The organism is Nostoc sp. LEGE 12454, from assembly GCF_056620565.1.
In genome coordinates this window covers 45,373-60,524 of record NZ_JBWQXL010000020.1, presented here as the reverse complement: position 1 = coordinate 60,524, position 15,152 = coordinate 45,373, and the positions used below count along the sequence as shown (strand labels likewise).

Here is a 15,152-nt window from a genome sequence, read left to right as displayed (position 1 = left end):
TAATATTTCTAGTTAACAAAATAGGAGATTTCAGCTGATGGCTCTCAAGAATTTATGGGAACAAGAGCGATCGCAGCGATTGCAAATAACTGCTGAACGCCGTCAAAAAGTTAACCAGTGGAAACAGCTAACTCAACAAGAATTGCAGCTGCAAGCAGATGTGCTTCATCAAGAATTGAGCAGTTTTGTTACCAGCCTTGACAACAACAGAAAGTTACAACAGCAGCAATTTCAGCAAGAGATTGTAGAGCGGCAATTGGAAATATTGCAAATAAAAACAGATGTCTCGCAACGCCAGCAAGAATACCGCCAACAGCGGGCAGCAAAGGCTCAGGCATTATTCCAAAACTTGCAAAATTTCCGGGAAATCTTACATAAGAGTATTTGGGACGATCGCACTCATGAACAAGCAGTTTCTCCAACTCCTGCTAAAGAAGAGAAATTAGTTGCAACAGTTCCGAAATGGTCAATCTCCCGTTCTGCAATTAAAGCCACAGGTTTTCGTCCTGCCGTCAATACCATGACTAGGAAAGCGCCTGCGTTGAATGCAGATAATGTTAAATCTAAAGTGCAGCAATACATTCAGCAAGCTGAAGGAGCTACTCTGATAGAAATTGAAGAGGTGATAGGCTTAAGCCGGGTGCAAACGATAGATATTCTGCGCTCCTTAATCAAACAAGGGATACTGGAACAACGCGATCGCCAATACTTTATTCGGCAACAAACAATTTCTGGACAAACTTAATTCAAGCTCATTTTTTGTATTGGCAGACTAGCAGAATGCGATCGCTTGTGTCTGTCGCCTTAAGCAGCAGAGTACAAAATCGATAAGCATTAAAGCCGGTCTATGCTTTGTAGTATTCAACATTTCCATCTTTTTCCGGTCTGTATTGCAACTACATCTGTACAAGCATTTTGCTCAGTATATGTAACACGGCAAAAAGTTAACCTATTAATAATTAGTTAACCTATTAATAATTAGAAAAAGAGCTTAAATCTTTATTCAAGTTTCCGGCTTTTAACTTTAAAAATATCCAGATTGGAAAGGGATATAACAAGCTGGGATAGCTCAATCAAGGTTTTGAACTGTGCTATTGGCAATCTCACAATAAAGTTAGTAAGCTGGATTGTTTGAGCAATTCTAATGTAAATGCAAAACTCTAGATATATTAGGAGGTGCGATCCATTGTGAATCAATTGATCGAGCAACTTCAAACTAAATTATTTACAGGTAGGCTAAATCTTGAAGCAAGGGATGGGCCGACTTGGACGCTATATTTTCGTTTAGGACGATTAATTTGGCAGGCTGGCGGTTCTAATGCCGATGAGCGATGGCGACGACACTTGTTGCGGTACTGTTCTAATCTGGATGTGACACAGTTGGAGCAGCTTGTCTCTCCCCAGGAAAATTACCGCGAGTATTCCATTCTTGCTAAATTGCGAGAACAAAAATTAATCGAACAACAACAACTTGTTAGCCTGATTGCAAGCTCAATAGCTGAAGTCCTGTTTGATATCATGCAGTACATTGAAGCCAAAAAAAATAGCAACAATCCAACAGGGCAGTTGTCACATACTACCGTTGTTGGTGAAGTTCCTGGGGTTCTCTTAGCTGTAATACCAACTGAGGAAGTCTTGAAACGGGCTACACAAGCCTGGCAAGAATGGCGAGATGCAGGACTGGCAACCTACTCGCCCAATTTATTTCCGATCATTCAACAAATTGAGCTACTCCAAGGACAAGCATCCTCTAAACAGATTATTGCTCTAGTTGATGGAACCAAAACTTTACGAGGTCTAGGGCAAAAAAGCGGTCGGGATGTCTTAGCTTTGACTCGGTTATTGATGACATTGGTAAAAACAGGGGCGATCGCTTTTTCACCCACCCCAAAGCTCAGGCAGGTTGGGATTAGTAAAGAAACTGGCAACCCGTCCAGTGCAGTTAATAATTCCAATTCTTCACTAAAGACAGAAGAGGACACTGTTTTACAAGTTGCGCCCAATTTCAACAAAGTTGCTCCCCCAGCGACTGGCAAAGAAATTGTCAGTCCGTCCAGTGCAGTTAATAATTCCAATTCTTCACTGAAGAAAGAAGAGAAGACTATTTTACAGGTTGCCCCCCCAGCAGCTAGTAAAGCAATTATTGATGTCTCAAGACCTTTAGTAGCCTGTGTGGATGATAGTCCGACGATCTGTCGCAGTTTGGAGGAAATTCTCACCCATCAAGGTTATCGCTTTGTTGGCATTCAAGATTCCTTGACGGCAGTTTTAAACCTAATTAAAAGCAAGCCAGACTTCATTTTTTTGGATCTTTTGATGCCAAAAGTGAATGGCTATGAAATTTGTTCTCAAATCCGTAAAACTCCAAGTCTCAAAAATGTGCCGGTTGTCATCTTAACGGGGAAAGATGGAATAGTAGATCGGATGCGAGCAAAATTAGTAGGAGCAACTGACTTTTTAGGTAAACCTGTAGAACAAGACAAAGTACTGAATATGCTTCACAAGTATTTAAGTGTTTAGGGTCAAGCGGTAGTCATATCAGTGGCTCCCCTACATCCATTTTCAAAACCGATTGTGGATGGTAAATTGCTCCCTAAATCTAGCTTGGTGTTAATTTATTTGTCGCCATTATTTTTCAAATTCTGAATTAAATAGTTAGGAAAAAAATGAAAAAAGTTCTTTTAGTTGAAGATAGCCTCACAGAATCCGAAAAGATGACACGTTACCTAGAGCAAGGAGGATATTCAGTTTATGAAGTTCGTAGTGGTGAAGAGGCTCAACTGCGGTTGAAACAACAAAAACCTGACTTGATCTTACTGGATTTGATTTTGCCAGGTCAAAGTGGATTTGAGTTCTGCCGCAAGTTGAAAGCCGATCCGACAACAAAAGGAATCCCGGTAGTGATTTGCTCAACTAAAAACACAGATGTTGATAGAACTTGGGGCAATATGAGTGGCGCTGATGGCTATTTAGTCAAACCTGTAGACGAAAATACCTTGCTCCAGACTGTTAGTAAATTTATTCGCTAAAGGAAACTGGGGCAATGGTACAGAGCAACGATCGCTTTTCTTCGCTACCCATTAATAGCCAATTTCGACTTGAAAACTCTCCTCAAGGAAACAACCAGAGGTTTTTAAGATTTCCGTTGAATGGAAAGGTAAATGGGTTACTCCCATTAGCTGATTTGCGGGGAGTAATTCAGGTTGCACTGACCGAGATTTTACCAGTACCGCAGGTAGCAGAATTTTTGTTAGGCATAATGAATTGGCGGGGAGAAGCGATCTGGATTCTTGATTTAGCAGGTTTGTTGGGAGCAACACACTGGTGTCGGCGAGAAAGTGTGCGTAACTCTGGCATGGCGATGCTTGTTCAAGTTCAGAATCAAACCGTCGGGCTGTTGGTAGAGCAAGTCAATACCATTGAAGTTCACGATCCCCAAGAGCGGTTAGAGATTTCGACATCGATGTTACCTGGCCGACTAGGCTCATTCTTACAGGGTTACTTTGTGGATTCTCAAGGTAGCCCTTTGATGTTACTTGACACCCAGGTTGTGATTCAAGCCCTTCAGCCTCTTTAAAGTTCAGAGCTTCCTATACAACGCCAAAAGCTGACGCACAAAGGCTTCTGGACGCTGAAGCCGTTCTAGAAAAGTAATACCAATTTCAAAAAAGAATGCTCCAGATACACGCTTCCAAAGCCTTGTTCTGTCTGCCTTTATTAATTTTGAATTTTGAATTGGTATAAGTAGCCTCCGCTCTGCATTCTACTTCTTAACTCCGACAACCTTCATAGCAAGAAAGATCATGGTAGCGCAACACAATCTTAGACCTAGCCAACCTCAGTCAAATTCCAGCAACGGTTATAAGGAAACTGATAACGGGCATACCGTTGATTTACCAGCAAAACAGCAAATCACCTCCGCTCTAGAAGAATTGCGAAATGAACTGGATCAAGCTGATTGGGTGGAAACAGGGCCGTTGCGAGAGAGAATCCGCAAGTTAAAAGAACTGCTAAGTGTGTTGCCATATCAAGACGGAGGAGATGGATTAGAGGTAGAGCAAGTACAGGCGATCGCTAGCAAAATCCGCCAATTTTCCGATCTAGATACTTTGCTTGCTACTGCTGTCATGGAGGTACAAAGCGCACTGCAAGCCGATCGCGTGGTGCTGTATGAGTTTACGAATCCAACGCTGGGGATAGTTGTTGCGGAGGCGATGAGGGATGGCTTTACCCCAATGCTGAAGGAAAAACTGCCCGCCGTCACTTTTGGGTTGGGTTCTGCCAAGGTTTATCAACAAGAAAAATTAGTCGCGATCGCCGATACATACACTGCTGGCTTGTCTCCTTATCAAAAGCAGCTTGTGGATCGGTTTCAGGTAAGAGCTTGTTTGAGTTTGCCGATTTTAGCAAAAGATGGGGTTTGGGGTTTGTTGGTAGTGCAGCAATGCACTGCTGCTCGCCAGTGGCAGAATGCTGAAATTCAGTTACTAAAATTAATCGAGCAGGAATTAGAAGCGCAACTGCAAGTTGCCGCGATCCAGGCTGCGTTACAACAAGAAGTGGAAAAAGACCAAATCCTGGTCGGTGTAGCGAATAAAATTCTCCAGTCCAAAGATTTGGATACCATCTTTCGCGTTGCCACCCAAGAAGTGCGACAGTCACTAAAATGCGATCGCGTGGCAATTTATCGTTTCCAGCCAGATTGGAGTGGGGAATTTGTAGCTGAATCTGCTGGATCTGAGTGGGTTTCTCTATTAGAAGAACAGCGAAACAATCCAGCAATTGTCAATAACGTTAACTATTGCAGTGTGAGGAACCTTGCAGACGAAGGGGGATTGGCTGGGACAACAGGGCGATCGCACAGTGCAGATAGCTACATTCAGCACACCCAAGGCAAAAATTTCCATCGCGGACAGATTTATCGAGTCACCAATGATATTTACAGTGCTGGTTTTTCTGACTGCTATATCAAAATTTTAGAAACCTATCAAGCCAAAGGATACATTATTGTTGCCATCTTCCAGGGAGAAAAGTTGTGGGGCTTGCTCGCTGCCTATCAAAATTCTCAGCCTCGTCAGTGGAAAGATAGTGAAGTTCGCCTAATGGTGCAAGTTGCAACTCTGTCTAGTATTACTATTCAACAGGTGCAATATCAGCAACAACTTTATAATCGCTCTGAGGAGTCAGCCAAACTTGTTGAACGAGAACGTACTGTTTTCGGCATCATTGAAAAGATTGGGCAAGCAACGGATCTTCGCACCCTTTTCCGGATTACAACCCAAGAGTTGCGGCGATTTTTAAAATGCGATCGCGTTGTCGTTTATCAATTTCATCCAGACTGGAGTGGAGAAGTGATCGCTGAATCTGTGGCTGCTGGTTGGTCGTCACTGTTGGAGATGCAGGAACAAGACGGCATTTTAAAAACAGGTCTGATATCTTCAGAGCGTTGCAATATTAAAGATTATGGCTCCCCTGTTAAACCTGATGCCGATACCTATCTCAAGGAAACGCAGGGTGGAATGTACGCCAAAGGAACGCGCTTCCGTAAAGTCAACGATATTTCTGCTGCTGGTTTTTCACCTTGTTATTTAGAATCATTAGAGAAGTTTCAAGCCAAAGCATACATCATTGTTCCCATCTTCCGCGCTGGTAATCTTTGGGGTTTGTTAGCAGCCTATCAGAATTCTGATGTTCGGAAATGGACTGAGGAAGAGACCGGTGCTTTGTTGCAGATCGGCGAACCGTTGAGCATTGCTCTCCAGCAAGCTGAATATATCGAACAGCTACGGTTAAAAAATATCGAAATGACCCAAGTAGCTGAAGTAGAACACGCCATCGCCCGAATGACGGATAGAATGCTTCATTCCCAACACCCAGAAACAATTTACCGCACTACCTTGGCAGAATTGCGGCAGTTGTTCAAATGCGATCGCCTAGCAATATATCGCTTTAACTCTGACTGGAGTGGTGAATTTATTGCTGAATCTGTAGGAAGTGACTGGGTGCCTCTGGTTGGCCCCGATATCAAGACTGTGTGGGAAGACGAACACCTACAGCAAACCCAAGGCGGACGCTATCGCAACAATGAAACTTTTGTCGTCAATGATATCTATACTGTTGGTCATGCCCAGTGCCACATCGACCTGTTAGAGCAGTTCCAGGCTAAAGCCTACACCATCGCCCCTATTTTTGCTGGAAACAAACTTTGGGGTTTGCTAGGAGCCTATCAGAATAGTGGGTCACGCCAGTGGAATTCCGAGGAAGTGCGATTGCTGACCAAATTGGGCATTCAGTTGGGTTTAAGCGTGCAGCAAGCCGATTACATTGAAGAACTGAAAACGAAGAATGCAGAGTTGGCGCGGGCAGCAGAAGAGGAACAGGTGCTGACAGCGATGGTGGAAAAAATCCGTCAAGCCCAGGATATGGACACTATTTTCCTAAATGTGCTGCCAAGTTTACGCAAACAACTACACTGCGATCGCCTAGCAGTATTTCGCTTTCATCCCGACTGGAGTGTGGAGTTTATTGCCGAATCCGTAAAAGATCAATGGCTGTCTTTAGCTGGTTCCGAGATCAAAACGATTTGGATGGACGAACACTTACAAGAAACTCAGGGCGGACGCTATCGCAATCATGAAACCTTTGTTGTTAATGATATCTACACTGTCGGTCACGTTCAGTGCTACCTAGAGATATTAGAAAAAATCCAGGCCAAGGCTTACACCATCGCTCCGATCTTTATTGGAAACAAACTCTGGGGCTTTATCGGAGCATACCAAAATACTGGGCCTCGCGAGTGGAAATCCAAGGATGTGCAACTGTTGCGAAAAGTAGCTGTGCAAATGGGTATAGGCTTGCAACAGGTTAAGTATATCGAACAGCTCAAGAAAAAGAATGCAGAGTTAGCCAGAACCGCAGAAGGGGAACGAGCATTAACACGGCTGTCAGAAAAAATTCGCCAAGTTCAAGAGCTAGATACGATTTTCCGCAATGCCCTACCAGAATTGCGATCGCATTTAGAATGCGATCGTCTCGCAGTGTATCGCTTCAATCCAGATTGGGGTGGGGAGTTTATTGCCGAATCCGTAAGTCGTGAATGGGTGGCTTTGGTTGGCCCCGATATTAGGACTATATGGGAAGACGAACACCTACAACAAACCCAAGGTGGACGCTATCGCAACAACGAGACGTTTGTGATTAATGACGTTTACATTGCTGGCCATGCCCAGTGCCACTTGAAAATTCTCGAGCAATTTCAGATTAGAGCCTATATCATCACCCCGATTATTGCCGGAAACAAGCTCTGGGGTTTGTTAGGAGCTTACCAAAATAGCGGCCCCCGGCAATGGCAAGAGAATGAAATCAACTTGGTAGCGAAAATCGGCACCCAGTTTGGGGTTGCCGTCCAACAATCGCAATACTTACAACAAACCTTAAGCAAGAATGAGGAACTGATCAAACTGGCAGAACGGGAAGTAGCAAACGCCCGATTTTCCTATCGCCTGCCAAGTCGGTTAACAGAGATGGCCCAAAGTCATGGTAATGTTCTGGAATTTATCCAGTTTGCCACCCACGAACTTCGTCAACTGCTGAAAGTAGATCGAGTTGGAGTTTACCGTTTTGAGCCTGATTGGTCTGGAGAATTTGTAGTTGAGTCTGTGACTGGGGATTGGCCTAAGTTGGTAGGAACTAGCCTTGCCAAAGTTAGAGATACCTATCTCCAGTACAACCAAGGAGGGCGTTATGTCCGCAAAGAAAGTTTGCAGGTTGACAATATATATACTGTCGGTCATGACGAATGTCACATCCAATTGTTAGAAATGTGGGGAACTAAAGCCTACATGATTTCTCCGATTTTTCAAGAAAATCGGCTATGGGGGCTGATGGGAGTTTATCAAAATAGCGCACCGCGCCAGTGGGAGCAATCCGAGGAGGATGTTCTCAACCAAGCCAGCGTCCAGATTGGTATTGCCCTCAATCTTGCAGATTACCTAACACAGGTGCGTACTCAAGAGCAGCAACTAGCAGAAGCAGCAGAGCGCGAACGCACCGCCCGCGAAAAACTCCAACAAGGAGCAATCCGCGTTCTCATGGCTTTGGAACCATCCTTCAGAGGCGATCTGACCGTTCGAGCGCCCCTATCTGAAGATGAAATTGGGACGATCGCCGATGGTTACAACACTACAATCCAAAGTTTGCGAGATTTAGTGCGACAAGTGCAGATTGCTGCTGGCAGGGTGAGTGAAACTTCTAGCGATAACACGATCTCAGTAGTGAAACTATCTGACCAAGCTCAACAGCAGGCAGAACGGCTTGAACACGCTCTGGAACAATTACAAATGATGGTAACTTCCACCCAGATAGTCGCTGCTGATGCCCAAAAAGTAGGACAGGCGGTGCAAAGAGCTAATAACACCGTCCAAGCTGGTGATTCCCTGATGGAAAGAACCGTAGATGGCATTTTGGAGATTCGGGAAACCGTGTCGGAAACAGCGAAAAAGATTAAACGCCTTGGTGAAGCTTCTCAGAAAATCTCGAAAGTAGTGAGTCTGATTGAAAACTTTGCCACTCAAACCAATTTACTGGCACTCAATGCTGCGATCGAGGCTACCCGTGCTGGAGAGTATGGCAAAGGCTTTGCGGTGGTTGCAGATGAAGTTCGTTCTCTGGCTTATCAGTCGGCTAGTGCCACCACAGAAATTGAGCGACTCGTGCAAGAAATTCAAGCTGGCACCAACGAAGTTACCGAAGCAATGGAAATAGGGATTAGCCAAGTTGTCCAAGGCTCGAACTTGATCGATGAGACTCGTCATTCCCTGAGTGCGATCGTGGTAGCTACCAACGAAATTGGTGGACTAGTACAAGGAATTACCCAAGCAGTTTCCCATCAAAGTCAGCAATCTCAGATGTTGACAGAAGCGATGATGGATGTTTCAGCGATCGCCCGCAAGACTTCAGAAAGTGCCATCCACATTTCCGAGTCTTTTGAGGAACTACGGATGACTTCACAACAACTGGAAACCAGCGTTAGCCAGTTCAAAGTTGACTAAGTAAGTCGTGGTGAATATTTGTTCTCAGGATAAGGCAGAGGGGCAGAGGGGCAGAGGGGCGGAGGGGCAGGGGAGAAACAACTCTCCTCTGCTCCCCTGCCTCCCCTGCTCCCCCTGCCTGCCTTAACAGATAAATCTCCTTGACACCAAGCGTATTATGAACCCCGATCCCAGTAATCAAGAGCAGGCTTTTCTTGCGGAAGCGGCAGAGTTGTTGCAAACCATTGAGCAGAATCTGATCGGTCTACTTGATGAAAAAACAATAGAAAAAGTTCATGCCTTGATGCGAAGCGCCCATACTATCAAAGGGAGTGCTGCCAGTGTTGGGCAAGAAACTATTCAGACAATTGCCCATCATTTGGAAGATGTATTCCAAGCGTTATACGCTCCAGAACTGGAAATCGATCCAGAATTGGGTGCTTTGCTTCTAGATGCTTATGAGTGCCTGCGAACTCCATTGAGTGCAGCCTTGATGGGCTTATCCTGCAATGAGGCAGAAATACTCGATCGCACTGCCTCAATCTTTGCCCAACTTCAACATAAACTAGGCGACTTTTTTGGTCGTGAGGCTCCGCTTCCCAGTTCGGAAGAACTTGGCTTTGATGTCGTAGAGTCAATCTTTTCCGGGAGTGTACCCCAGGATTTGCAACAGCTGGAAACTGACATCCAAAGCCAAGATCCGCAACAAATTCAAACAACACTCAACTCCCAAGCAGAATTTTTTGTCGAACTAGCAGCATCTTATGGCTTATCTGGATTGGAAGAAATTGCCCAGGCAACCCTAAACGCGCTCAAAGCGCATCCAGACAAAGTATTGCAAATCGCTCAGGTGGCTTTAGAAAATTTTAAAGCAGCTCAAATAGCAGTACTTGCAGGCGATCGCACTCAAGGGGGAGAAATATCTCCACAATTGCGAGAATGGGCAGGGCTAATTACTCCTATCCCAGAACCGCAAGAGCAGCCAGTTGCGATCGCTGCCCAACCCACAGAAACGTCTACAACTGAGAATAAGCCATCCCCCCTCCTCAGTGCCAGCGAAGCGGAATCAATTTGGTCGTTTTTCCCGAAGCGGACTGATAATTCCCTACCGAAAACACCGGAGGTACTGGCACCTATTTCTCAGGATTCGGTAGTAGGCCCCTCTGCCATAGATAGGATTTTACAGTCAATCTGGATCGGAGATCCACAGACATCCTGCCGATACACAGACTCAGATCGGCCAGCCTCTCCACCACCAGCGCCAAGCCTCCAGGCTCAGTCATCGGCATCACTTCCCAGTATCCGAGTCGCGATAGAACAGCTCGATCGCCTCAGCCATACAATTGGGGAATTGCTAATCAGCGAAAACCAACAAAACCTGCAATCTAACCACATCCACAAAGCAGCCCAAGACACTCTACTACAGTTTTTGTACTGTCAACAACAACTTAGTAAAGTTTTTACTTGGTCAGATCGACATCTGCTGCTTCCCGAACGCAAGCAGCGACATATACATGGATCTCCACGAGTTATCTCTGCTACCGAGGCACAATCCAATTTTGATGCCTTAGAAATGGATAACTATAGCGAGTTGCACATTCTCCTGCAAAATCTTACAGAAGACATGGTGCAATTAGGAGAACAGATTGAGGCTGTTAATGGCTTAGTTCAGCAATCTCGCTTCAGTCTTGGAAAGCGTAAGCAACTGCTTTCAGGAGCGCAGGAAGATTTGCTGCAAGCCAGAATGGTTCCACTGGGAACAGTGTTGAATCGATTACCCCGCCTCCTGCAACAGATGGTAGCAACTTATCATAAGCCTGTTGAACTCAAGCTTGGCGGTACGAAGGTACTGGTGGATAAAGCCATTTCTGAGCAGCTATACGATCCCTTGCTGCACATGATTCGCAATGCCTTCGATCACGGCATTGAACCGGTAGAAACCCGCCGCGAGCAGGGTAAACCAGAAACCGGAACAATTACAATTAAAGCTTATCATCAAGGCAACCGCACTACTATTGAGGTACGGGATGATGGTCGAGGCTTTAACTGGGAATCCATACGTCAGCGAGCTATAGAAAAACACCTGCTGACTCCCGAACAAGCCGCCTACGCCTCAGAAGACCAACTGGCAGAGTTATTATTTGAACCGGGCTTTTCTACCGCCAACCAGGTTGGTGAGTTATCTGGCCGTGGTATCGGCTTAGATGTGGTTCGCACTCAATTGCAAGCTTTACAAGGTTCAATTGTGGTGCGATCGCTTTCAGGGCAGGGAACCACCTTCATGCTGCAATTGCCCCTGAGCTTGACAACAGCACGCTTGCTCGTTTGTCAATCTCAAGGTATTACTTATGGCTTGCTGTCTGAAGGAGTTAGCCAGGTTTTATTACCACAGCCAGAGCAGATTCAAGTCCAGCAATCTTTACACGGGCAAGGCAGCCAAAAATTCTGGCAGTGGGGAGAAGGGCAAAATCAGCAACTAGTTCCCATCCGCTCGCTTGCGAATTTGCTGGATTACAAATACCCTTTATTCACCCAAGACCACAATTTAAACCTAAGTCCTTTTCCAGTTAAACAACGGAACACCGTCGAACCTCTGCTGCTGTTGGAAACAGAGCATCAATACCTGTGTTTACAAGTCGATCAGATTTTAGTCGAGCAGGAATTAGTAATTAAATCCCTCGGCAGAGTGCTGACTTTACCTAGTTATATCCAAGGCTACAGCGTGTTGGGAAATGGTAGTCTTACCCTAATCGTTGACCCGTTGGAGTTAGTTCGGCAAACTTGGGAGACAGATATGATGCCGACTTCCCCAGCATCAAGTCTTGCAATATTGCCCGCGCCTGAGCCTGTTCTGGCTCTAGAGGCGCAGCAATCCGCAACTATAACGCAACCGCAGCAACAGCCGATAGAAGTCAATACAGCCGTTGCTCAACCTAACCGACTGACAGTGTTAGTCGTGGAAGATTCGGTTGTACAAAGGCAAAGTTTGGTACAGACGCTCCAGAAAGCCGATTATCAAGTGTTGCAAGCAGGCGATGGTCGAGAGGCGATCGCTCAATTGGTGCAACACAGTGATGTCGATCTAGTGATTTGTGACATTGAAATGCCGCGTATGAATGGATTTGAGTTTTTAGAACACCATCGCCAAGACGAGCGTTTGTCCGGGATTCCTGTGGTGATGTTGACTACTCGTAGCGGACAGAAGCACCGCCAATTAGCTCTAGCTCTAGGGGCGAAAGCTTACATGACCAAACCCTATTCCGAACAGAGCTTTCTAGCCGCGATCGCTGAACTGGTTAATGGGTAAAGGGGAAAGGGTAAAGGGGAACGGGGAAGGGAAGGAATGGAAAGGAAAAAAATTGAAACTTTTGAGGATTTAAAAGTATGGCAAAAAGGTATTGACTTAGTTAAGCAAATATACTTGAGGACTAAAGAAGGTGAACTGAGTAAAGACTTTGGTTTAAGAGATCAGTTAAGACGTGCATCCGTATCAATACCTACAAATATTGCAGAAGGATTTGAACGATATTCTCGCAAAGAATACTTAAACTTTCTAAATATTGCTAAAGGGTCTGCTGGTGAAGTTCGCAGTCTTTTAAGAGTAGCGTTAGAAGTAGGCTATCTAGACCAACCAACTTATACACAACTTTCTAATCAAGCTATAGAGTTGAGCCGTATGCTATCTAATCAAATTCAATCTATAAATCAGTCATCAAAATAATAAAATCTTTCCCCTTTACCCTTTCCCCTTTACCCTTTCCCCTTTCCCCCTTACCCTTCTTCATGAATTACGAATTACGAATTAGTATTTATGCTTAACACTCCCTTTCCGTTTAAGCGATTATCTGGCGCTGTGAGCGAGCGCGACTCATTACGAGTCGTTGTTTTTGCGATCGCAGACTATTTATTTGCCCTGCCAGTTGGTGCAGTTCTCAAGGTGATGGCTTGTCCCCCTATTAGCAGTACGGTTGAAAGTGGTATCGGGATGGTTGATTTGGGAGCGCAAACCATTACGATTGTGGACTTGCGCCAGAAGTTCATTCAGCAAGTACAAGACCAACAGGCACATCAAGTTCCCTCTGCGGTTGACACTTCAGGGCGCTTCTTACTTCTGACTCAAACGCGAACTGGGGAAATTTGTGGCATTCCTGTGGACAAGCCCCCTGCCTTAATCGATATTCCTTTGTCAGCAGTGCGTCCGGTGCCTTGGTCTTATCGGCAAGTAGCGGAGTTAAGCTGTGTTAGCCACATGGCTGTTTTGCCTGTAGCACCGAACGAGGAACCACTGAAAGTACTTCTTTTTGGTATGAGCCAGATATTGGCTGATAAGTTGGGTTTGCCCGGAACAACCCCAACCTTGGCTCTTGGGCTGACATCAGGCGAACAACGGCAAAGATTTCTGCGTTTTTCCTTGGGGAATCAAGGAAGTGGATTGCTACCATTTGACTCAATACAGGACATTATTCATCTCGCTAGCCAAGAAATTTCCCCAGCCCCGGCCTTACCAAGTTGGATTTTAGGTTTCTATAATTGGCAAGGACAGATGCTGCGGCTGGTTGACTTGGAACATTTGCTTGGTTATGCGCCGCTTTTGAAGCGGCAGTCACGACCAGAAAAGCCAATGGTTCTAGTTCTCGAACTGCAAAATCAGGTAATCGGGTTTTTGGTGGCTCATGTCTACGATGTAGAGTGGCAGGATTTACAGCAAGCACAATCGGCACCAACCGACCTTTCCCCAAACAAACTGCTAAATTTTGTTCGAGGTATTCTGCCAGGCGATCGCTGGATTTTAGACACCAGAGCGATCGCCCAAACATTGCAATGGCAAACCCACTGATTTAACTTGATGCTGCCAAGGAGTTTTCTGTGACGATCGCAACTTTAGACCCTAATTCTGAAACCCAGCCTGTTGAAAATGAAATCCAAATAGAAGAAATTTTGGCTAATGTGGCTCTAATCAAAGCAGTCTTTCAATCTGCTAAGGGACCAAAGGTCGCTCAATTGCAGCAGAAGGTAAGTCAAATCGAAGCTTTTATCCAAGCTTTGGCTAAGGATTCGCCCAGTGACAATGATGAAAATGTTCGAGGGGCTTTTCAACTCCAGCGAGAACAACTTGCGGCCATCGATCGACAAATGCAACAAGCAAAAGGTCAAGCTGAACTTTTGGAGATAACAGTCACCGCCTTGCGAGATGTTCTCAACGCCGATCGCGTCCTGATTTATCGTTTTGAGGAAGACAATCGCAGTCGAGCGATCGCTGAAGCTATACAAGCGGGTTGGACATCCTTGCTCAACCAATCCCTACCGATAAATTTGTTTGTTAATAAACCCGATGTTGGCGACGGACAAAACTCGCAGGGCAACCTAACTGAAGTATTGGAATTAACTCCACGCCAACAGCAATTTTGGCAACGCTTTCAGGTACAAACTAGCCTCTGCTTGCCCTTGATTGTCAAACAACAGCCTTGGGGTTTTTTAGTTATTCATCATTGCCTTCAACCCCGACAATGGCAGGAAACAGAGCGCAGTTTGCTACAACAAGTAGGAATGATGTTGACAATTAACTTGCGCTGGGCTGAAATAGTAGCTCCACCTGCTCAACAGCTTGAATCCCTCGATCGCTTACAGTTACTAGTGCCATTTCAGCAAGTGAGGCAGGCAGTACAAGAAGGAGCCAGAATCGCCGAGCTTGCCAACGAGCATTTAATGTCTATTCAAGATACTGTTGCTATTACTAATAAACAGCTGCAATACCTTGGTGAATTTTGTCAGCAAGCTTCTGGCTTTGTTCACCTTGTGGAAGGCTTGAGTACCAAAATTCAGGTTTTGTCTTTGAATACAGCCATCGAAGCCACAAAAGCTAGCGATCGGGAACAAGGTTTGTTAGCTGCTGCCGAACAGGTGGAAATTCTCGCTCGTCAAGCCCGCGAAAGCACGCTAAATATAGAGGAATGGTTCCAAGAACTCCAGGTGGCAGCAACAGACGTTGCTTCTGCTATCGAACCGTGCGATCGCCAAATCAGTGCTGGGCTGGAGTCAATCGCGCAAATCCACGAGCAATTTCGAGCGATCGCCGACATCGCTGCTTGTACCCTCAAATCAATGTCGAAGCCATAGAATTGT

General features: G+C 45.4%; 9 protein-coding genes. All 9 read left to right on the top strand.

Annotated elements, in window-relative coordinates:
* Nucleotides 1–37: 37 nt before the first annotated feature.
* The 9 genes from AC1F2U_RS20600 (at nt 38) to AC1F2U_RS20560 (ending at nt 15,146) form a co-directional block, all read left to right on the top strand.
* Entirely contained in the window at nt 38–745 is a 708-nt protein-coding gene (locus tag AC1F2U_RS20600; protein WP_480262772.1) for a gas vesicle protein GvpC, read from the top strand.
* 443 nt (nt 746–1,188) lie between these two features.
* Nucleotides 1,189–2,520 (top strand): response regulator, encoded by a 1,332-nt coding sequence (locus tag AC1F2U_RS20595; RefSeq protein WP_480262771.1) that lies wholly within the window; start codon nt 1,189–1,191, stop codon nt 2,518–2,520.
* A 146-nt stretch (nt 2,521–2,666) separates the two neighbouring features.
* A complete protein-coding gene (locus AC1F2U_RS20590) occupies nt 2,667–3,029 on the top strand; it encodes a response regulator transcription factor (RefSeq protein WP_012408767.1) in 363 nt (120 codons plus the stop codon).
* A gap of 14 nt (nt 3,030–3,043) precedes the next feature.
* Nucleotides 3,044–3,577, top strand: coding sequence for a chemotaxis protein CheW (locus tag AC1F2U_RS20585; protein WP_480262770.1), 534 nt, complete (start codon nt 3,044–3,046; stop codon nt 3,575–3,577).
* 226 nt (nt 3,578–3,803) lie between these two features.
* The gene (locus AC1F2U_RS20580) at nt 3,804–9,050 is read left to right on the top strand and encodes a GAF domain-containing protein (protein WP_480262769.1); all 5,247 of its coding nucleotides are present in this window, start codon (nt 3,804–3,806) and stop codon (nt 9,048–9,050) included.
* 157 nt (nt 9,051–9,207) lie between these two features.
* On the top strand, nt 9,208–12,336 hold the full coding sequence (locus AC1F2U_RS20575; RefSeq protein WP_480262768.1) for a hybrid sensor histidine kinase/response regulator: 3,129 nt from the start codon (nt 9,208–9,210) through the stop codon (nt 12,334–12,336).
* A 36-nt stretch (nt 12,337–12,372) separates the two neighbouring features.
* Nucleotides 12,373–12,750, top strand: coding sequence for a four helix bundle protein (locus AC1F2U_RS20570; protein WP_480262767.1), 378 nt, complete (start codon nt 12,373–12,375; stop codon nt 12,748–12,750).
* A 90-nt stretch (nt 12,751–12,840) separates the two neighbouring features.
* A complete protein-coding gene (locus AC1F2U_RS20565; RefSeq protein ID WP_480262766.1) occupies nt 12,841–13,866 on the top strand; it encodes a chemotaxis protein CheW in 1,026 nt (341 codons plus the stop codon).
* Between the two features lie 29 nt (nt 13,867–13,895).
* Nucleotides 13,896–15,146 carry a GAF domain-containing protein gene (locus tag AC1F2U_RS20560; RefSeq protein WP_480262765.1) on the top strand — a complete coding sequence of 417 codons (1,251 nt, stop codon included), beginning with the start codon at nt 13,896–13,898 and terminating at the stop codon, nt 15,144–15,146.
* Nucleotides 15,147–15,152: the final 6 nt, after the last annotated feature.

Excerpts from the sequence above, each read along its gene's own strand:
- AC1F2U_RS20575 (WP_480262768.1), top strand. The coding sequence starts at position 9,208 with ATGAACCCCGATCCCAGTAATCAAGAGCAGGCTTTTCTTGCGGAAGCG.
- AC1F2U_RS20600 (WP_480262772.1), top strand. The coding sequence starts at position 38 with ATGGCTCTCAAGAATTTATGGGAACAAGAGCGATCGCAGCGATTGCAA.
- AC1F2U_RS20590 (WP_012408767.1), top strand. The coding sequence starts at position 2,667 with ATGAAAAAAGTTCTTTTAGTTGAAGATAGCCTCACAGAATCCGAAAAG.
- AC1F2U_RS20565 (WP_480262766.1), top strand. The coding sequence starts at position 12,841 with ATGCTTAACACTCCCTTTCCGTTTAAGCGATTATCTGGCGCTGTGAGC.
- AC1F2U_RS20585 (WP_480262770.1), top strand. The coding sequence starts at position 3,044 with ATGGTACAGAGCAACGATCGCTTTTCTTCGCTACCCATTAATAGCCAA.
- AC1F2U_RS20580 (WP_480262769.1), top strand. The coding sequence starts at position 3,804 with ATGGTAGCGCAACACAATCTTAGACCTAGCCAACCTCAGTCAAATTCC.
- AC1F2U_RS20570 (WP_480262767.1), top strand. The coding sequence starts at position 12,373 with ATGGAAAGGAAAAAAATTGAAACTTTTGAGGATTTAAAAGTATGGCAA.